This window comes from Halolactibacillus halophilus (assembly GCF_900115605.1).
Lineage (GTDB): Bacteria > Bacillota > Bacilli > Bacillales > Amphibacillaceae > Halolactibacillus > Halolactibacillus halophilus.
Map to the genome: position 1 here is coordinate 46,688 of NZ_FOXC01000002.1, position 20,580 is coordinate 67,267.

Here is a 20,580-nt window from a genome sequence, read left to right on the forward strand (position 1 = left end):
TTATTCTGTCACTAATTCACCATATAGTGACCATGTCTTTGCATGTGTTATTCTAACAGGGACAATCTCACCAATCAAGCTTTTTGATGCTTTTAGGTTCACTAACTTATTTCTTTTTGTGTAACCCGCTAAAACGTTAGGATCTTTCCGGCTCTCACCCTCAATTAATACATCGACAACTTCTCCGATATAGCGGTCCATTGCCACTTTGGATTGTTTATTAACAAGGCTATTTAATCGTTGAAGACGCTCTTTTTTAACGTTTTCTGGTGTCTCATCTTGCCAGCGCGCCGCTGGCGTGCCTTCTCTTGGTGAGTAAATAAACGTAAAGGCATGTTCAAACCCGACTGCTTCTACCAGAGACAATGTCTCTTCAAACTGTTCATCTGTTTCATTAGGAAACCCGACAATAATATCCGTCGTTAAGGTGACATCTGGCATTTTTGCTTTTATTTTCTTAACTAGGGTCAAATAATCATCACGCGTGTGACGACGGGCCATAACTCGTAAGATATCACTGCTTCCCGACTGAACCGGTAAGTGAATATGGTCCAGTAAGTTGCCACCCTTTGCTAGTACATCAATTAAGTGATCATCAAAATCGCGTGGGTGTGAGGTCGTAAACCGAATCCGCGGAATATCAATCTGGCGCAATTCATCGAGTAAGTTGCCTAAACCATAGTCAAACGGTAAATCTTTCCCGTAAGCATTAACGTTTTGACCAAGTAAGGTCACTTCTTTATAGCCTTCTCGCTGAAGCTGTTTGACTTCTTCAATAACATCTTCTGGTAACCGGCTCCGTTCTTTTCCGCGGGTATAAGGCACAATACAATAGGTACAGAATTTATCACATCCGTACATAATGTTAACCCACGCTTTAAGTTTGCCTTTTCGCTGTTTCGGAAGATTTTCAATAATGTCCCCTTCTTTTGACCAAACCTCAACGACCATCGCCTTTTGAAACATCGCTTCTTTCAAGAGTGAGGGCAAGTGGTGAATGTTGTGAGTACCAAAAATCATATCAACAAACGGATGTTTCTGCATGATCCGGTGCACGACGCCTTCTTCTTGCGACATACAACCACATATACCAATAATGACATCAGGATTTTCTTTTTTAATCGGTTTTAAATGCCCAAGTTCACCGAATACTTTATTCTCAGCGTTTTCTCTAATTGCGCACGTGTTTAACAGGATTACATCAGCTTCTCTCATCTCGCTCACTTCGGTGTAGCCCATCCGGGACAAAAGACCGGCCATGACTTCGGTATCATGTTCGTTCATCTGACAGCCATAAGTGCGTATGTAGTAGGTTTGGTTGTCACCAATTTGGCGCATATCTTCGGGTATCTCAAAATCATAATGGATATCGACATCTTTCTTCAATCGTTTTCTTGCCTTCTTTAAGTTAGGAGGTTCATACGTCGTTTCATCATGTAATTGTTGTAATCGCTCCACATGTTCTTTTGTGGTTGGTTTAACTAACTGTTGTAGGTGTTTTTGTTGTTCATTCACTGTATCTATCCTCTCCAATGTATGACCTGTTTTTCTTATCTATTGTATCATGCACCGTTCAAGTGATTAACAACTTTCATTATTTGTCACCTTTTTGTCACAAAAGAAAAAGCACCCTGAAAAAGGATGCTTCCGTTCAATCATTTACTACATCGCTCTTTGTTTTTTAAAGTCATCACCACTTAACCGAAGAAAGGATGATCATCATTAATCAGAATACGATCAATTTTCTTCGCTTGACCGGTGTTATTGTCAATATCAATTACAACACCTGATAACTGCGCTTTACCTGATTTCGTCGCTTCAAATCGCACTGGTAATTGAGTTAAGAATCGTTTTAAGACCGCTTCGCGGTCAGTACCAATAATACCATCATACGGCCCAGTCATACCGACATCACTAATATACGCGGTGCCATTATCTAACAAGCGGTTATCCGCCGTCTGTACGTGCGTATGCGTGCCAACAACAGCACTCACGCGACCATCTAAATACCACGCCAGTGCCAGCTTCTCACTTGTTGCTTCAGCATGAAAATCAACAAAAATAACATTCGTACGTTTCTTTGCCTCATCAACAAGCGCATCAGCATAACGGAATGGGTCTTCAAGTGGTGGCAGAAACGTGCGACCTTGTAAATTAATAATCGCCACTTCTGTGCCATTAACATTCACATAACCAATACCCTTACCTGGTGTACCATCCGGAAAATTAGCAGGGCGGACCATTTTATCGGCCGAATCGATAAAATCAAAAATATCTCTTTTATCAAACGTGTGATTCCCCATCGTTAAGTAATCAGCACCCCATTCTAAAAATTGTTTATAAATTTTTTCCGTGATGCCTTTACCCGCCGCGGCGTTTTCTCCGTTTACAATCGTGAGCTGGGGCTGGTACTTTTGTTTTAACTGTGGGAGATACGTTTTTAGTTGATCGCGTCCCATTGAGCCTACGATATCTCCAATAAATAAAATTCGCATACATAAACCTCTTTCTATATCGTCATCTTTTTTTCACGTGTATTATTCTAACATAATCGAAGGCCTTTCACTACTAGGAGAAAAATATACGCAACTTCCTAAAGCTCAATCCTTTTGAAACAACCGGATATCAAACAGTAACAATTGGGCTGGGAGAAAGGTGATGAGTGGGATGAAAAAATAAAGCACTCCAACTATTAATCCTTCAAGCAAATGTCTTTCAACGAACATGTAAGTAACAGTTTCCATAAGTATACTAAAAGTGATAGCCAACCCAAAACTCAGTAAAAGTTTCAGCCTTTTTCGTAGCACCTTACTTTCAGAAAAACAAGCGAGACTTATTAAGACAAGCATCAACAGTAACCATATGTACAAAAATATCCCTCCAATTTTAATAAGTTTTAGATGTAAAAAAGAAGCGATCAGTTGACCGCTTCTTTAATCTTCATTATTTAGCATATTCCACTGATCGTGTTTCACGAATAACAGTGACTTTGATGTGACCTGGGAATGTTAATTCATCTTCAATTCGCTTTCTAATATCACGAGATAAGCGAGCTGCTTCTAAATCATCAATTTCATCAGGTTTAACCATAATACGCACTTCACGTCCTGCTTGAATTGCGAATGATTTTTCAACGCCTTCATAGGATTCTGAAATCTCTTCTAATTTTTCAAGACGCTTAATATAGTTCTCTAATGTTTCACTTCGTGCTCCTGGTCTTGCCGCAGATAAAGCATCAGCCGCCGCAACAAGGACAGCGATGATTGACGTTGCCTCTTCGTCTCCGTGGTGAGAGGCGATGGCATTGACGACAACTTCTTTTTCTTTGTACTTGATAGCTAATTCTTTACCAATTTCAACGTGGCTTCCTTCTACTTCATGATCAATCGCTTTACCAATGTCATGGAGTAAGCCGGCTCGTTTCGCTAAAGTAACATCTTGGCCTAACTCACTAGCAAGTAACCCAGAAAGATGAGCGACTTCAATTGAGTGTTTCAAGACATTTTGACCGTAACTTGTACGGTACTTCATACGACCAAGGATTTTAATTAAGTCTGGATGTAAACCGTGAACACCGACTTCAAAGGTTGTCTCTTCCCCAACTTCTCTGATATACTCATCAACTTCTCGACGAGCTTTATCTACCATTTCTTCAATCCGCGCTGGGTGAATACGACCATCTTGAACAAGCTTTTCTAATGCAATGCGTGCAATCTCACGACGAACAGGATCAAACCCTGATAGGATTACCGCTTCAGGTGTATCATCAATAATTAAATCGATACCTGTTAACGTTTCTAATGTACGGATATTACGGCCTTCTCGACCGATAATACGCCCTTTCATTTCATCGTTTGGCAAGTTAACAACCGATACGGTTGTTTCCGCGACGTGATCTGATGCACAACGTTGCATCGCAAGTGATAAAATTTCTTTCGCTTTTTTATCAGCTTCTTCTTTTGTTCTGTTTTCAGCCTCTTTGATAATAAGTGCGGATTCATGACTCACTTCTTTTTCGACTCGTTCTAAAATCGTCTGTTTTGCTTGGTCTGCAGTTAAACCAGAAATGCGCTCCAGTTCAGCTTGCTGCTCTTTTAGCATAGCATCAACTTTGCTTTCCATTTCTTCAATTTGTTGTTGTTTTTCTGCTAAAGTAGTTTCCTTCTTCTCTTGCATACGTTCACGTTTATCCAACGTATCGTCTTTGCGATCAAGATTTTCTTCTTTCTGCATTAAGCGATTCTCTTGTTTTTGAAGTTCAAGACGACGCTCACGAATTTCTTGCTCCAAATCTTGGCGAATTTTGTGATTTTCATCCTTCGCCTCAAGCAATGCTTCTTTTTTCGCAACTTCTGCATTACGATGGCCTTCTTGAACGATTTGCTTAGCTAATTCTTCTGCACTCGAAATCTTTTTCTCTGCAATCGATTTACGAATCCAATAGCCAACAACAATACCGACGATTAGGATAGCCAAACTGGAGATGACGAGAACCAAAATTTCTGTGAAGTTCATGATTTCACCTCCTCTTGCTATTCATTTTTTCGTGTTTAAGTCGGCATGTACTTTTCATAGTCATATGAATGCGTCATTAAGTTTTTGTATAATTCAAAATGAGAATTATACACTTTCCATTCTAATCGTCAAAATTCTTAATGTCAAGAAGACAAAATGACAATCAGGCAAAAATGGACTTTATTACCATTAAAAATCATATTATTCTATTTTTTGAAAACAGTCGTACAAAAAAGAAGGGGAAATCGCCCCCCTCCTTTTACTCATCCTCTGGTAACAGTTCATCTATTGCTTCCGCTGGTTCTTCAGCTGGGACGCTACCATCAAAACTATAATGGGCACGCACTGCTTCATAGATTTCCGCTTTTACTTTTGGATTCTCTTTTAAAAATTGTTTTGAGTTTTCACGGCCTTGACCGAGACGTTCGTCCTTATAACTGTACCAAGCACCACTTTTTTGGACAATATCTAAATCAGATGCAATATCTAACATCTCGCCTTCACGAGAAATACCTTCCCCGTACATAATATCTACTTCTGCTTGTTTAAATGGAGGGGCTACCTTATTCTTCACAACTTTTACCCGCGTACGGTTACCGACCATGTCATTACCTTGCTTAATCGTTTCCGCACGACGCACTTCTAGACGAACGGAGGAATAAAACTTCAGTGCCCGTCCACCTGGTGTTGTTTCAGGATTACCAAACATAATCCCAATTTTCTCACGGATTTGGTTAATAAAGATTGCTGTTGTTTTTGATTTATTAATCGCACCAGACAACTTTCTTAAAGCCTGTGACATGAGGCGAGCTTGTAAACCAACGTGAGCGTCACCCATTTCTCCTTCGATCTCTGCTTTTGGAACAAGGGCCGCTACCGAGTCAATAACGACGATATCAACAGCGCCACTACGCACAAGTGCTTCAGCAATTTCTAGTGCTTGCTCTCCTGTATCTGGTTGTGATAAGAGGAGTTCATCGGTATTAACACCTAAAGCTTTAGCATAAACAGGATCTAGCGCATGCTCTGCATCAATGAATGCCGCTGTACCACCTTGTCTTTGTGCTTCTGCAATCGCATGCAGTGAAACCGTAGTTTTACCAGATGATTCTGGACCGTATATTTCAATAATTCTTCCCCGCGGGTAACCGCCGACACCTAAGGCAATATCAATTGCCAGTGACCCACTTGACACTGTTGGGATTTTTTGTTCAGCTCTTTCACCTAATTTCATAATCGAACCTTTTCCAAATTGTTTTTCTATCGATTTAAGCGCCATATCAAGGGCTTTTTTACGATCATCACTCATAATATATTTCCTCCTTTAAAAAACGCAATCATTATATTTAACTTCTTTATCATAACGTTTTTTTATAAAATATACAAGCAAAAAACGAATAAATGTTCTTGCCTTTTCTAATAAAAAAAGCGTCTGAATTTGACATATTCATCCGCCTTTTTTAATTTTACCCATGATTTGATTGTAAATAATAATATAACCATTCTAATGCCTTTTTAACTGCACGTGTCCGTGTCAATTCACGATGATTAACAAATGAAAATTTTTCCGCGCGATAATGTTCTTCATCATGGTAAAGACAAAGGAAGACCGTCCCCGCTTCGTGTCCTTCTAGAGGTTCTGGACCAGCGACTCCTGTAAAGCTAACAGCCACATCCGTATTCAGCTTATCTTTCGCCTGTTTCGCCATCTCAATAACCGTTTCTTTACTTACGGCGCCGAAAGATTGCAGAGTGACTTCACTCACTCCAAGCAGCTTCATTTTTGCTTCATTGCTATAACTGACGATACTCCCTTTAAATACGCGACTTGCTCCTGGCACTGAAACAATCGCATCGCTAAACCGTCCACCGGTTAGACTTTCTGCTGCAGCGAGCGTTAAACCTTTATTCGCCAACTGTTTTACTACCACATCTGCAATTGATTCGCTATTAAAACCATATGCGTATTGACCCACACGTGCTAACAAAGTTGCCTCACTTGCTTCAATTAACCGATTAGCCTCTTTTGTTGTTTCTGCTCGAGCGGTTATTCTGAGGGCAACTTCACCATCACTTGCTAACGGAGCAATAGTAGGATTAGATTGTTGCTCGATTAGATCTTTGACTTCCATTTCTAATTGCGATTCACCAATACCAATAAAGCGCACCATCTTTGAGACAATCACATCTTGTAATTGAAACGTTTCCTTTAAATAAGGGAGTACGGCATCATTCATCATTTTTTTCATTTCAGTCGGCACACCTGGCATAATCACAAACGTTGTGTCATCATCTATGACAATCATGCCTGGTGCCGTACCCGCATCATTAGGTATCATGGTGGCATCTTCAATGACGTTTGCTTGTTTACGGTTATTCTCAGACATTGTTCGGTTACGTCGTTTGAAAAATGCTTCAAGTTGGGCAAGAGCTGATTTGTCTTGGTAGAGTGCACGCTTTGTAAAATCACTTAAAACTTCACGGGTTAAATCATCATCGGTCGGTCCAAGTCCACCAGTCACAAGAACGATGTCAGATCGACTTTTCGCTAATTCGAAACTACGATAAATTCTATCATGATTATCACCTACGACCTGATGATGATACACACTAATACCTTGATTGGCCAGTGCTTCAGAGATCCACTGCGCATTGGTATTAGCAATCTGACCAAGTAACAGCTCGGTTCCAACACCGATAATTTCTGCTTGTAGTTGCTGCATTATTTCGACTCCTTCATCACATGCCAGTTTTTAATAAAATAATCAAGTCCTGATACAACCGTTAAAATAAGAGCAATATACAGTAAGATTGTACCGATCGACACACTTAAATCAAGATAGGAGAACGGAAAGTCATGTAACAATAGAAAGGCAATCGAGACGAGTTGAAACGCTGTTTTCCATTTCCCCATTTGTCCTGCCGCTAAAACGAGCCCTTCACCCGCAGCAACTAGCCTTAAACCAGTCACCGCAAATTCGCGTGATAGGATAACAATCACAAGCCAAGCCGGGGCCATGTTGAGCTCAACAAGTAAAACAAAGGCAGCGGCGACTAATAACTTATCCGCCATGGGATCTAAAAACTTTCCTAAGTTGGTCACGAGATTATATTTGCGGGCATAAAAACCATCGACCCAGTCTGTTCCTGAGGCAACAATAAATAACAGCGCACTTACGAGATGAACAATGGGTAAGGTATCCTTACCGATTGAGACATTGCCCCAATCTAACGGTAAAGTCAGTAACAAAATAAAAATTGGGATAAGTAAAATGCGTGAAATAGTAATACGATTAGGTATATTCATAAAACATCCTCTTTCTTTAAATAATTTAACCCTTCTTAAAAGTGAGTGACTGATAAGAAGGGTCTACCGGTTACGCTTGGTCCGGTTCGTAAGCATCGTTAAAATAGATCCATACTTCTTGTACCGAACTCATATTCATCTCGCTTGAAAACTCGACTGGTATGCCGTTAATATCAATTGAAATGATACCTGGTTCACCAAAACGCAAGTAAGTAAAATCCGCACCTGTTAGATCAATCTCAACGGGACCGTTACTTGTCGTTAACATTTGTTCATACAACGATTGTCCTGAACTGTCTTCAATTTGAAGCCAGTTTTGATTGGTCGTATCGACCGTCAACGTGATCTCATCGGCTTCGGTCACATAATGATAAACAGACGCATTCGTTTGATAATCTTTTAATTCAAGAACAGGCTCTGACGTCTCTGGCACTTCAGAGCTATCCTCCTCTGTTGGTAGTTCATCTGTCGTGTTATCATCTGTTGATGTTGTCTCATCCGTTATCTCAGCGTCATCGCTCCCAGAAGGAATACTTACCTCCTCACCCACAGACGATGGGTTATCTTCCACTGGTGTTGTTGGTGCTGTCTCATCTGAAGTTAAGACGAACTTATAAATAATAAAACCAATCAAAAACAACAATAATAAAACAAAGATTGTTGGAAGCAACATTTGAAAGGGTGATTTGTTTTTTACCTTCGCTCGCGTTCGTGACCGTTTTAATGTTGTAAAATCCCGTGTATCCGTCGATAATGTTTCTGGCAATTCGGTTTTGTGTTCATCCATTAAGTGATGTGAGTCTAATCCAACTGCTTGTGCGTATTCCCTAATAAAAGCTCGCACATAAAAGTTACCAGGTATAAGCGAAAAATCATTTCGCTCAATCGCCTGGATATGGCGCGCTTGTATTTTCGTTACGCTTTGAATATCTTCAACCGTTAAGCCTTTTTCAAGGCGGCGTTCTTTTAATTGTTCTCCAATCAGCATCATTAACACCATCCATTTAATAAAATCCGTACGAAATACATACCATCTTCTATAATAAAGGATTTTCAATCAATATGAAAGAGGAGAAAGTGATTTTACGACTTTTATCTTCGTTTAAACGTGCCAACCGCCACTTACACCTAAAACTTCACCTGTCATATAGCTTGACGCATCACTTACTAAAAAAGTGCTCAATTGACTGACATCTTCCACTTTACCGAAGCGTTGCAGCGGGATCTCTTCTAAAAGCGCTAATCGTTCTGCTTCTAATAATTGTTCATTCATGCTTGTATCGATAAAACCAGGCGTAATCGCGTTGATCCGAACGTTATTCGCCCCAACCTCTTTGGCCAAAGCTTTAACGAAGGTAAGTTGCGCCCCCTTGACAGTCGAATAAGCGACTTCATGACTAGCGCCACATTTTCCCCAAACAGATGAAATAACGAGAATATTTCCAGCACGTTTTTGTAACATGGATGGTAAAAAATATTGGGTGATTTTCCATAAAGCTTCAACGTGAACAGCTAGTAACGCGGTCATATCCACTTGTGATAACTCTGTAAATAACCCGTAACTTGCCTGGCCCTGACTAAACACAATAACATCTGGTGTAAACTGGACGTTAGAAAGTAGGTGGTCAACCCCTTCAGAATCTGAAAGATCAGCCTGAATCATTTCAAAGACTGACTCAGTGGGTAATGCGTTGACAAGCGACTGTATGCCGACAATATTTTTATGGTAATGTAAAGAAAAAGTGTGACCTGTTACGCTTAAATCTTTCACAATCTGCTGGCCAATTGCACCACTTGCTCCAACCACTAACACGTGTTTAGTCATCTTGTGTCTCTTTCTTGATAAAGAATGAAGCCACATTATCTGATTTAATCCATTGATGCATAAAGGTTTCAACCTCTTCTTTGGTAATAGCTTCTAACATCGGCAATAACTTAAAGTAATCAATGCCTAAGAAATGATATTGACTGACCGAGTTGGCGATATTAGATGTGCTGTTCATTTCACGCATTAAGCCACCAATCATCTTTCGTTTCATGCGCGTGAAGGCCTCATCACTAAACATGTACGTTTTAAATGTATCGAGTTGTTTTAACACAACTGCTTTAAATTGTTCAACATCGGTTGAATTTGCACCAATAAGTGAAAAAGCAAATGACAGTTGGCGTTCTGTCTCAAACCCTAAACTTCCGTCAATGAGGTCTAAGTCATACAATTCTTGATAATATGCACCTGATTTCGAATAAAAGTAATCAAGAATCATTTCACTCATCAGTTCTGCTTTAATAAAGTCCGTTGGTTTTTCTGTCGTTGTCTCTTTAATACCAATCATACATTTTTCAGTCACAACGGGCATATGTAAAACCTCATGATCTTTATTCACATGAGCTGGCTCCACAACCCTTTCGCGTTTAATTGTTTGGACAGGGTCAAAGGATTTCTGACTTTGATTGTCGCGAATCACTTGAAGCATCTCTTCTGCATCAAAAGCACCAACTAAACAAAACGTCATATTGGAAGGATGGTAAAACGTATGGTAACACGTATATAAATCATCCTTGGTGATGTTTTGAATCGAATCGACTGTTCCTGCAATATCAATCTTTACTGGGTGGTTTTCGTACATCGTTTCGATTATACCAAAGAACGCACGCCAATCTGGTTGATCATCATACATTTGTATTTCTTGAGCAATGATGCCCTTCTCTTTTTCCACCGAGCTTTCTGAAAAATATGGCGCTTGAACAAAATCGAGAAGGATTTCAGTATTTTTCTTTATTTCTGTCGTTGTTGAAAATAAATAAGCCGTTTTAGTAAACGACGTAAAAGCATTCGCAGATGAACCAAGTGCTGTAAACTCTTGAAAAACGTCATGATCCTCTTTTTCAAATAATTTATGTTCCAAAAAGTGCGCAATCCCGTCAGGCACTTGAACCATATTCATCTCACCAAGTGGGACGAATTGATTATCGATTGATCCATAATTTGTCGTAAACACGCCATACGTTTGTTCTAACTCCGGCTTTGGAACAAGTAAAACTTCGAGTCCATTCGAAAGCGTCTCTTGATAGACCGTTTCATTGATTTGATTGTACTGCATTTTCTCCATCCTATTCGACCCCTTTCTGAGTAAGGAAGTATGTGGTGTCGAGCTCTATGCGGTTGGCTACACGCTCAATTGCGCTCTTTGTAACAGCATTAATACGTGCGACAAAATCATCCATACTATCTTTCGTGCTGAATTGTTGATTATATAACATTTCAACCATGCCGTAAGCTTCATCTAAGTTTTCTTTGTATTGATTTGTAATTAATAACTTTGCTTCTGCGATTTGTTCATCAGTGAAGTCACCGGCGCGCATCGCTTCAAGCTGTTCTAAAATAATTTTTTTCGCCTTTTTAAAGTCTGCTGGCGCAATCCCACTGAATACAAATAATAACCCCTTATGACTTTCAAACCGAGAAGCTGCATAATAAGCTAAACTATTTTTCTCCCGCACATTAATAAACAGTTTTGAACTTGGAAAACCACCAAAAATCGCATTAAAGACATGTAGTGCTGGATAATCATCATCACTATAATGTGTATGGGTTCTAAATCCAAAATGCAGCTTCCCCTGTTGAAGCGATTCTTCTTCAATAATTTCTTTCGGTTTTGTCACTGTTTTCTCTTCTGCTTGCATGCTAGCAATCGGTCCATTGGTTGCTCGCTCAATGTATTGGTCAAACAATGCTTCGACATTAAGTTCAGATAAGTCCCCAATTACATAAATATCTAATGGTTCCTTTTTAATCACTTGTTCATAATAATTATACAAGCTTTCAGAGGTAATCGCATCAAAGTCTTCTGGATAACCATGCACATGTGTTTTATAGACTTCTCCCTCACACATTTCTTCGATGAGACGCATGTTTGCCAGTTGCATTTTATTGTCTTTAATACTTTCAATTTTTTGACCGAGTGATTGTTTTTCCCTAGCAATAATTTTCGGGTCAAAACCGTTGTCCAACACTTTTGGAGCAAAGAGTGCTTCATTAAAAAATTGTACAGCTTCTGCTAAAATCGGTTCATCCGTTGATAAGTAAGAAGGATTGACTACCGACATCCGCGCCGTAATAATGTGCATCTCTCCCTTTTTACTCCCATCCATTGAAAAAGTTGAACCGTATAGATCATCTAACTTTTGACGAAAAGCGTTAGCGGTTGGATAATTCTTTGTCGCTTGTTGCATCACAAACGGCAACAATGCACGTTTGGTGACATGCTCTCGTGAAAGGGGGGAAATAAACTTTGCCACAAAATGTAACGTTTTAAATTTATTCGATTGAATCATATGTAGCCGATACCCTTGTCGATTAATAATCGTTTCTTGTGTTTGTAACATATTCGTACCTCCTAGTGTATTCACTGTCCGTTTATATTATAAATGTAAAATCATAACGTTATTCATTTTACACTACCCATCATTTCCTAGCAATCATAAGGCAATATAACAAGGGTTTAATTCGTCTGCCCACCAAAAATAAAAAAACCTTCACCAGGACAGAAATAATCTGATCCAGTGAAGGTTTAAATTGACATGTATTAATATTAATTACCCTTGATATAAGTAATACCGAGTTTCTTAGGCGCTTCAGAGCGTCCGATTAAACCAACTAAGATCAAGATCGTTAGTAAGTACGGCAATACTTGTAACCAGATATTCGGGATATCTTGGATAACCGGAATATAACTACCCACACGAGATAAACTTTGTGCAAAACCGAAGAATACGGCTGCACCCATTGCTCCAAGTGGATTCCACTTACCAAAGATCATCGCTGCCATCGCAATGAAACCTTGACCAGCTACAGTTAAAATACCAAATTCATTGTGAATCGCTTGTGCTTGAATCGCACCACCAATACCACCAAGTAAACCTGAGATCATTACACCGTAATATTTAAAACGAAGAACGTTAATTCCTAATGTTTCGGCTGCTTGAGGGTGTTCACCGACAGAGCGCAATCTTAAGCCAAAGCGTGTTTTAAATAAGACAACCCAAGCAATACCAGCTACAAGAATCCCTAAGTAGGCTGGACCTGACGTATTTTCAAAGAAGATCGGGCCAATGACCGGAATATTTTGTAACCCCAAAATGTTTGAACGACCAAACGAACGCGCTAATGGACCAGTTTGTGCCGCATCAAAAATAATTTTTGTTAAAAACACCGCTAAGGCAGGTGCTGCTAAGTTAATAACCGTACCAGATACGATATGATCAGCACGTAGATTAATTGTCGCAACAGCGTGAATGAGTGAAAAGAGAACCCCGATTAAACCACCCGCTAAAAGACCTAACCACGGTGTCAAACCACCAAAAGTATCAAACATAAGTAAGTTAAAGACCGCCGACATAAAGGCACCCATAACCATAATACCTTCAAGACCAATATTGACAACACCACTTCGTTCTGAGAATGTACCGCCTAAGGCAGTGAAAATGAGCGGAGCGGCATACATTAATGAACTAGAAACAATTAATTGTAGTAAGACTAAAATATCCATGCCTATTCTCCTTCCTGGACAGCTTGTGTCTTCTTATTATTTAGTTTATTCATAAAGAAGCGAATAATATAATTGGCACCTACAAAGAAAATTATGGCAGCGGTTACAATAGATGCCATTTCATCAGGGACGCCTGCACCATTCGGTAAGAAGCCTGCACCGATTTCTAATACACCAAATAGAATTGATGAGAAGAAGATTCCGATAGGGTTACCAAGTCCAAGTAAGGCAACAGCAATACCATTAAAACCAGCAGTAGGAAGCCCACTTTGCGTAAATAAGTTACCAAAAGTTCCTAAACCGTGAATCGCACCACCAAGACCAGCTAAACCACCACTGATGAGCATTGATAAAATAATATTTTTAGTCGCACTCATACCAGCATATGTTGATGCATGTGGATTGAGACCAACGGCACGCACTTCAAAACCTGCGGTTGTTTTTGTCATAAAGATCCAATAAAGAAATACCACAACCATTGCGATAAAAATACCAACATTTAAACGCGAACCAGCTGTCAGTTCAGTTAACCAGCCAATAGACAGGTTAGCATTTTCACTCACACGTTCCGTTGTATTACCAGTACCTAATACATTTAAAATTAGATAATTTGTTAAGTGAAGCGCTGTATAATTTAACATAATTGTCACGATTACTTCACTTGTACCAAAGTAAGCTCTTAAAGCACCCGCAACACCAGCCCAAACAGCACCGGCAAAAATGGCTGCTGCAATACTCATTGTGACCAGCATTAAACGCGGTAAATCTGGAAACGCTAAAGCGACCCAAATCGATGCTGTCCAACCAACGAGTAGTTGACCAGCCACCCCGATATTAAAGAAGCCCGCTTTAAAGGCAATCGAAAAACCTAAACCAGTGAAAGTTAAAATTGTTGCTGCCCGTAAAGCTTCACCTAAGAAATAAGGGCTGCCAAATACGCCTGAAATCATGGCATTATACGCTGTGATTGGATTGAATCCAAACGCTAACATTAATAATGCCCCAAAGATTAATCCGAGAAAAATCGAAAAAATCGGAACAAGTAAATTATTTAAACGATCTTTATTCATTGTTAACAATTGTCTCCCTCTCCTTTCATTCTGCCGTTACTGTTTCAGCACTTGCTCTATTTTTATCAACACCAGCCATTAATAGACCGAGTTCTTGCTCAGTTGTTTCTTTTGCATCAACGACGGCAATAATACGACCATCATACATAACCGCAATACGGTCTGATACATTCATGATTTCATCTAATTCATAGCTCATTAATAAAACAGCCCGACCTTTATCGCGTTGTTCTACTAAACGCTTGTGAATATATTCAATCGCACCAACGTCTAAACCACGTGTTGGTTGTGCAGCAATAAGGAAATCTGGATCACGAGCAATTTCACGTGCAATAATCGCTTTTTGTTGATTACCACCAGACAATGATGAGGCTGAGTGCACTTCACTCGGCGTTCTAACATCAAACTCTTCGATCAGTTTTTTCGCATACGATTTAATTTCTTTATAATTTAAGAAGCCATGATTACTGAATGGTTTTTGATAATAAGTCTGCAAGGCAATGTTCTCTTCTAATGTCATCGGTAAAACAAGACCAAATTTGTGACGATCTTCCGGAATATGTCCAAGGCCTGATTCAGTGATCATTCTCGGCTTTTTATTCGTAATATTTTTACCGTTTAGAGTAATCTTACCAGATGCTGATTTCATTAACCCAGTTATCGCCGAAATAAGTTGTGATTGACCGTTACCATCAACACCAGCTATACCTAATACCTCACCAGCTTTTACTTCAAAACTAACGTTTTTAACGGCGTCATACCCTCGCGATTCTTTGACCGTTAAGTTTTCAACTTTAAGTACAGCTTCTTTCGGTTCCGCGGGTTTTTTGTCTACTGTAAAAGAGACTGAACGTCCAACCATCATATCCGCAAGTTCTTGTTGCGACGTTTCCCTTACATTCACGGTGTCAATACTTTTACCACGACGAATAACCGTACAACGATCCGCTACTTGTTTAATTTCATCTAGTTTGTGTGTAATAAGAATAATAGACTTACCTTCACTTACAAGTTTACGCATAATACTCATTAATTCTTGAATTTCTTGTGGAGTTAACACACCGGTAGGTTCATCAAAAATTAGAATATCTGCTCCACGATAAAGTGTTTTTAAAATTTCCACGCGTTGTTGCATACCAACTGTAATATTTTCCACAAGTTTCTTCGGATCAACACTTAACCCGTATCGATCTGATAATTCTTGTACTTGTTTATTAGCAGTGTCTTTATCCATAAAGCCAAAACGATGTTCTTCTTTACCAAGAACGATGTTTTCTGTTACAGAAAACTTTTCCACTAACATAAAGTGTTGGTGAACCATTCCGATTCCTAAGTCATTCGCAACGTTAGGAGAAGAGATGGAAACATCTTGACCATTTACCCGTATCTGCCCTGATGTTGGTGTTAACAAACCTGAGAGCATATTCATTAGTGTCGATTTTCCTGCACCGTTTTCGCCTAATAAAGCATGTATTTCACCTTTTTTTACATCTAAGTGAATATTGTCATTCGCTTTAAATTCACCAAATTTCTTTGTGATGCCGATCATTTCAATAACTTTTTCTGATTGTACCACTTGAAATCCCTCCCAATCTTTCTATCAGTCTTTCATTATTCATCATCATTACCATTAATGGGGTGTGATTATATAAGTGAGCGCTAACCTGATGATTAGCGCTCACTGAAATCAAATCTTATTGTTCAGTGTAAGTAAACTCAGGTACTTCAATTGTTCCGTCAACAACTTCAGCACGCGCTGTTTCAACAGCTTCCCATGCTTCGTCTGACATGTTACCACGAACAACATCAACACCATCTTCAGCTAATCCGTAAGCGATGTTTTCACCGCCAGGGAATCCTTCTTCAATTGTAAGGTTCGTTGCGTTAACAATCGCGTCACCAACACCTTTAATTGTAGATGTTAACGTGAAGTTTCCGCCTTCCCAATCACCTTCAGCTTCTTGGTCACGGTCAACACCAATAACCCAAATTTGGTTATCTGGATCTGACTCTAAACGGTTTCTTGCTTCAGTGAATACACCGTTACCTACAGCACCAGCTGCGTGGTAAACAACGTCAGCGCCATTAGTATACATTGCAGCTGCAATTTGTTGACCAATACCAGCGTCTGCAAATGAGTTAGCATACTGAACGTCTACTTCAATGCTGTCATCAACGTGAGCAACACCAGCTTCAAAACCAGTTTGGAAACGGTCAATAACCGCACCTTTTTGACCACCGACAAATCCAACTTTACCTGACTCAGTTGTATGAGCGGCTGCAACACCTGCTAAGAATGCTGCTTCGTTATCACGGAAAGTTAAAGAGATAACATTTTCAACATCTGATACAGAGTCAACTAAACCAAAGTGTTGATCTGGATTAAGTTTTGCTACATCTTCAACAGCTTCTTGAAGTAAGTAACCAATACCGTAAATGATATCATAACCTTCAGCTAATGCTTGGTTGAAGTTAGGAATAAAGTCTGCAGAGTCATTTGATTGGTAGTAAGCGTATTGGTCATCTCCAGCACCAACTTCTTCACCCCAAGTTTGCATACCTTCCCAAGCTGATTGGTTGAATGAACGGTCATCTACACCGCCTTCATCTGTAACCATTGCGATTTTAAACTCAGTTGATGCGCCTTCGTCACTTGAATCTTCATCATCAGTGCCTTCGTCACCTGTAGCATCTTCATTTTGCTCTGTGTCTTGATCTGTTTGATCGTCAGTTGACTCATCATCAGTTGAGCCACAAGCACCAAGTACTAATACAGCTGCGAATAAGACTGACAAGATTAACAATAATTTGTTCTTCATTTTGTTACCCCCATTTTCTGGTTAATTTTTTTGACCATTTAATTTTGTTTGTTACTAAGATTTGAGTATGGCAACTTAATCGGTGCGTTTTCTCACAACATGAAACTGGAAAGCATCGCTTTTGAAATAGTTAACTGAATAAAGTATCGGTTCATGATCTTCTGTATAGTGCATTTGCCTTAGTAAGAGGAGTGCTTGATCAGGTCGGCAATTGAGTATGGCTGAAATTTTTTCATGAAAACCAATCGGTTCAATGAAGGTTTCAGCATAATGTATGCGCTTACCTGTATGTTCCTCGATAAGTTTGAAAATCGAATCTTGCGAGTGAATTAATCCAATCGGTACAAGTTCGTGATCAATTTTATCGATGCAATACACCACCGGCTCACCATCTGCTGTTCTCACTCGTTCGACCCTTGCTAATGCTTGGACGTCCAACGAGTTAAATTGAGCTAAATCGCTCGCTGACGGCTTAACGACCTCAGCTGCGACAAATTGTGTACCCGGCAACTTACCTGCACGTTTAATCATGTCGGACACACTCCCTAGTTCTTCAATACCTGAAGAATAGATTGGTTTAGGATTAACAAAAATGCCATTCCCTAAGCGACGTGTGACCATATTTTCATCAACTAATTCTTCAATAACGGCTTCCATTGTTGTTCGTGACACATGATAGTTTGTTGCTAATTCATACAGAGGATGTAACCTTTCGTTTGGTGGGTAGACACCGTTCTCGATATCTTCCCGCATTTTTGAAAGCGTTTCACCATATTCCTTACTGTCTAAATAATCTTTCGACATGTTTCATCCCCCAGTAACATAAAACAAAATGATTGGTCACTAACAATATACCACTTTAGCCATAAGAAATAAACACAAAAATACGAAAAAGATGTCTTTTCTACTAATCTAAATTATACGATTAGTCTGACAACTCCTGCATAAGGACAATTCTAGGCTTCGATCCTTCATGTGGACCGACAATATTATTTGCTTCCATTTCATCAATTAAACGTGCTGCACGATTATAGCCAATGCGGAATCGACGTTGTAACATTGACACACTTGCTGTCTGCATCTCAACAACTAACTGAACAGCTTCTGGATAGAGCACATCTTCACTTGACGCTTTTGATTCATCTACTTCATCAGGAATCATCTCGGCTTGATAATTGGCTTTTTGTTGCTCAATACAATAATCGACAACCGCTTCGACTTCTTCATCTGATAGAAAAGCGCCTTGAATTCGGGTAGGTTTTGATGCACCGACTGGCATAAATAACATATCACCTCGTCCGAGTAACTTTTCTGCCCCGCCGCTATCAAGAATCGTGCGAGAATCTGTTTGCGATGACACACTAAAGGCAATTCGTGACGGAATGTTCGCTTTAATGACGCCTGTAATGACATCGACACTTGGTCGTTGCGTGGCGATAATTAAGTGAATCCCAGCTGCACGTGCCATTTGAGCGAGTCTTGTAATCGCGTCTTCTACTTCATTAGAGGCGACCATCATCAAATCTGCCAATTCATCAACTAAGACAACAATATAAGGTAGAAGTGGTTGTTCCTCTTCCTCTGTATCAACGGTTTGATTGTATTTTTTAATATAGTTATTATAACCTTCAATATTTCGATTGCCCGTATCTGAGAATAAGTCATAGCGTCGTTCCATTTCATTGACAACTTTTTTAAGCGCTTGTGCCGCTTTTTTAGGGTCAGTGACTACAGGCGTCAGTAAGTGCGGAATTCCGTTATAGACATTCAATTCGACTTTTTTCGGGTCGATCATCATTAACTTTACTTGATGTGGTTTTGCGCGCATCAAAATACTAATAATAATCCCATTAATACAAACACTCTTCCCACTTCCAGTAGCTCCAGCGACGAGTAAGTGCGGCATTTTATTCAACTCATGGACAACAGCTTCCCCTGAGATGTCGCGTCCCAAGATAAACGATAAGACCGCCTCATCAGATAGTTTTTTCGCTTCAAATACCTCACGCATCGTTACCATGGATACTTCTTGATTTGGCACTTCGATACCAACTGCTGATTTACCCGGAATCGGTGCTTCAATACGGATATCTTTTGCGGCCAAGGCTAGCGCCAGGTCGTCATGCAGGTTCACGATTTTACTTACCTTCACCCCTGCTTCAGGATAGACTTCATACTTCGTGACAGCTGGACCGACATGTACCCGGGTCACTTTAGCCTTTACTCCAAATGATTCAAACGTTGTTTCTAATTTTCTTACAATTTCTTGAATCTTGCCTTTTTCCTGAGACTTTTTCTTTTGCGCAGGCGCTTCAAGTAAAGTGACGGGTGGCAAGACATAAGCCATGTTTTCTTTTTCTGTCATCGGTTCGACTTGGGCTTCTTTTTCTATATCAGATGTCACACCGTCTGTTTTTATAGATGCTTTATCATTGTCATGATTAGTGTTTTTTAGTTGTTTTTCTTCTATATCTGAAAATGGAAACACACCTTGGGCCTCAGAAGCATCATCATGATAGTGAACATCAGTAAAATCTTCAATAACCGGTTCCTTTATTTCCACTTTTGCTTCAGATTGTTGCTTTTGTTTCGACTTTTGTGTTGCTGATGTTTGCTCGCGCTCTTTTGATTTACGGGTAAGGATCTGTTTTTTTTCTTTTAGAAACTGAATAGCGTTAGAAGCTTTATTAATGATATATTCAAAAAAAGATTTAAGTGAAAAATCAAACATAAACACAAACGAAATAATCATCAAAAAGACCGCTAAAAAGACCGAACCTGCTAGCGATAATAATTTGTAGGTGAGGCTAAGTAAAATGGCACCTACCATACCACCACCTAAGTTTTGGCTTGTCATTTCTCCTTGTCTGTAGGCATTAAATTGGTCAAACGAATGCCCAATAATCGATAGATCATGCGTTAGCATCCATTCACGATATACTAAAGCGTGCGTCAATAACATGAGCGACACTAAAAAGATAAACAAACCTAAAAAGCGTCTTGAAAAAAAATCTGGAAAACGTTGTTTAATCATCATATATAACCCTAAAGCAAGTAAGCTTAACGGGATAAGGCTATACCAAAAGCCGAATAAAAAGCGAAAACTCGTCACTAAAAATAAAGGAATAATCCCTTCGCTGAGCGACCAGGCTCCACTACCAAAGACAGCTAACAGGATGAAACCCAAACCATACAATTCATATTTAAATGTTTCGGATATTGTTTTTTTGGATGTTTTTGATTTGCGTTTTGATTTTGTTTTTTTATTTGTCATGCTAATCCCTCCCATCTTGTCTATTATACCATAATTAATCTCGGCG

At 39.5% G+C, this 20,580-nt stretch carries 16 protein-coding genes; all 16 read right to left on the minus strand.

Annotated elements, in window-relative coordinates; all coding sequences use genetic code 11:
- The 16 genes from miaB to BM098_RS01465 all read right to left on the minus strand — a co-directional run bounded on the left by miaB (position 1) and on the right by BM098_RS01465 (position 20,534).
- Positions 1-1,515, minus strand: coding sequence for a tRNA (N6-isopentenyl adenosine(37)-C2)-methylthiotransferase MiaB (gene miaB / locus BM098_RS01385; RefSeq protein ID WP_089829621.1), 1,515 nt, complete (start codon positions 1,513-1,515; stop codon positions 1-3).
- 182 nt (positions 1,516-1,697) lie between these two features.
- The gene (locus BM098_RS01390) at positions 1,698-2,495 is read right to left on the minus strand and encodes a TIGR00282 family metallophosphoesterase (protein WP_089829624.1); all 798 of its coding nucleotides are present in this window, start codon (positions 2,493-2,495) and stop codon (positions 1,698-1,700) included.
- Between the two features lie 448 nt (positions 2,496-2,943).
- Positions 2,944-4,515, minus strand: coding sequence for a ribonuclease Y (gene rny, locus BM098_RS01400; protein ID WP_089829628.1), 1,572 nt, complete (start codon positions 4,513-4,515; stop codon positions 2,944-2,946).
- 259 nt (positions 4,516-4,774) lie between these two features.
- Complete coding sequence (recA, locus tag BM098_RS01405; protein ID WP_089829630.1) at positions 4,775-5,824, minus strand: recombinase RecA; 1,050 nt, start codon at positions 5,822-5,824, stop codon at positions 4,775-4,777.
- Positions 5,825-5,981: 157 nt separating this feature from the next.
- Positions 5,982-7,238 carry a competence/damage-inducible protein A gene (locus BM098_RS01410; RefSeq protein ID WP_089829632.1) on the minus strand — a complete coding sequence of 419 codons (1,257 nt, stop codon included), beginning with the start codon at positions 7,236-7,238 and terminating at the stop codon, positions 5,982-5,984.
- Entirely contained in the window at positions 7,238-7,822 is a 585-nt protein-coding gene (gene pgsA / locus BM098_RS01415; RefSeq protein ID WP_089829634.1) for a CDP-diacylglycerol--glycerol-3-phosphate 3-phosphatidyltransferase, read from the minus strand. Before pgsA ends, BM098_RS01410 begins: the two co-directional genes overlap by 1 nt.
- 70 nt (positions 7,823-7,892) lie before the next feature.
- The gene (locus tag BM098_RS01420; protein WP_159430079.1) at positions 7,893-8,813 is read right to left on the minus strand and encodes a helix-turn-helix domain-containing protein; all 921 of its coding nucleotides are present in this window, start codon (positions 8,811-8,813) and stop codon (positions 7,893-7,895) included.
- Positions 8,814-8,924: 111 nt separating this feature from the next.
- On the minus strand, positions 8,925-9,647 hold the full coding sequence (ymfI, locus tag BM098_RS01425) for an elongation factor P 5-aminopentanone reductase (protein ID WP_159430080.1): 723 nt from the start codon (positions 9,645-9,647) through the stop codon (positions 8,925-8,927).
- The gene (yfmH, locus tag BM098_RS01430) at positions 9,640-10,932 is read right to left on the minus strand and encodes an EF-P 5-aminopentanol modification-associated protein YfmH (protein ID WP_089829639.1); all 1,293 of its coding nucleotides are present in this window, start codon (positions 10,930-10,932) and stop codon (positions 9,640-9,642) included. The genes ymfI and yfmH overlap by 8 nt, the downstream gene beginning before the upstream one ends.
- 1 nt (position 10,933) lies before the next feature.
- The gene (gene yfmF / locus BM098_RS01435) at positions 10,934-12,208 is read right to left on the minus strand and encodes an EF-P 5-aminopentanol modification-associated protein YfmF (protein WP_089829641.1); all 1,275 of its coding nucleotides are present in this window, start codon (positions 12,206-12,208) and stop codon (positions 10,934-10,936) included.
- 206 nt (positions 12,209-12,414) lie between these two features.
- On the minus strand, positions 12,415-13,365 hold the full coding sequence (locus tag BM098_RS01440; protein ID WP_327058543.1) for an ABC transporter permease: 951 nt from the start codon (positions 13,363-13,365) through the stop codon (positions 12,415-12,417).
- 8 nt (positions 13,366-13,373) lie between these two features.
- On the minus strand, positions 13,374-14,441 hold the full coding sequence (locus tag BM098_RS01445) for an ABC transporter permease (protein WP_089829921.1): 1,068 nt from the start codon (positions 14,439-14,441) through the stop codon (positions 13,374-13,376).
- A 25-nt stretch (positions 14,442-14,466) separates the two neighbouring features.
- Positions 14,467-15,990, minus strand: a complete 1,524-nt coding sequence (locus BM098_RS01450; RefSeq protein WP_089829923.1) for an ABC transporter ATP-binding protein — start codon at positions 15,988-15,990, stop codon at positions 14,467-14,469.
- A gap of 145 nt (positions 15,991-16,135) precedes the next feature.
- Positions 16,136-17,260 (minus strand): BMP family lipoprotein, encoded by a 1,125-nt coding sequence (locus tag BM098_RS01455; RefSeq protein ID WP_089829645.1) that lies wholly within the window; start codon positions 17,258-17,260, stop codon positions 16,136-16,138.
- Positions 17,261-17,335: 75 nt separating this feature from the next.
- On the minus strand, positions 17,336-18,064 hold the full coding sequence (locus BM098_RS01460; protein ID WP_089829647.1) for a GntR family transcriptional regulator: 729 nt from the start codon (positions 18,062-18,064) through the stop codon (positions 17,336-17,338).
- A gap of 121 nt (positions 18,065-18,185) precedes the next feature.
- Positions 18,186-20,534 (minus strand): FtsK/SpoIIIE family DNA translocase, encoded by a 2,349-nt coding sequence (locus BM098_RS01465; RefSeq protein WP_089829649.1) that lies wholly within the window; start codon positions 20,532-20,534, stop codon positions 18,186-18,188.
- Positions 20,535-20,580 lie beyond the last annotated feature (46 nt).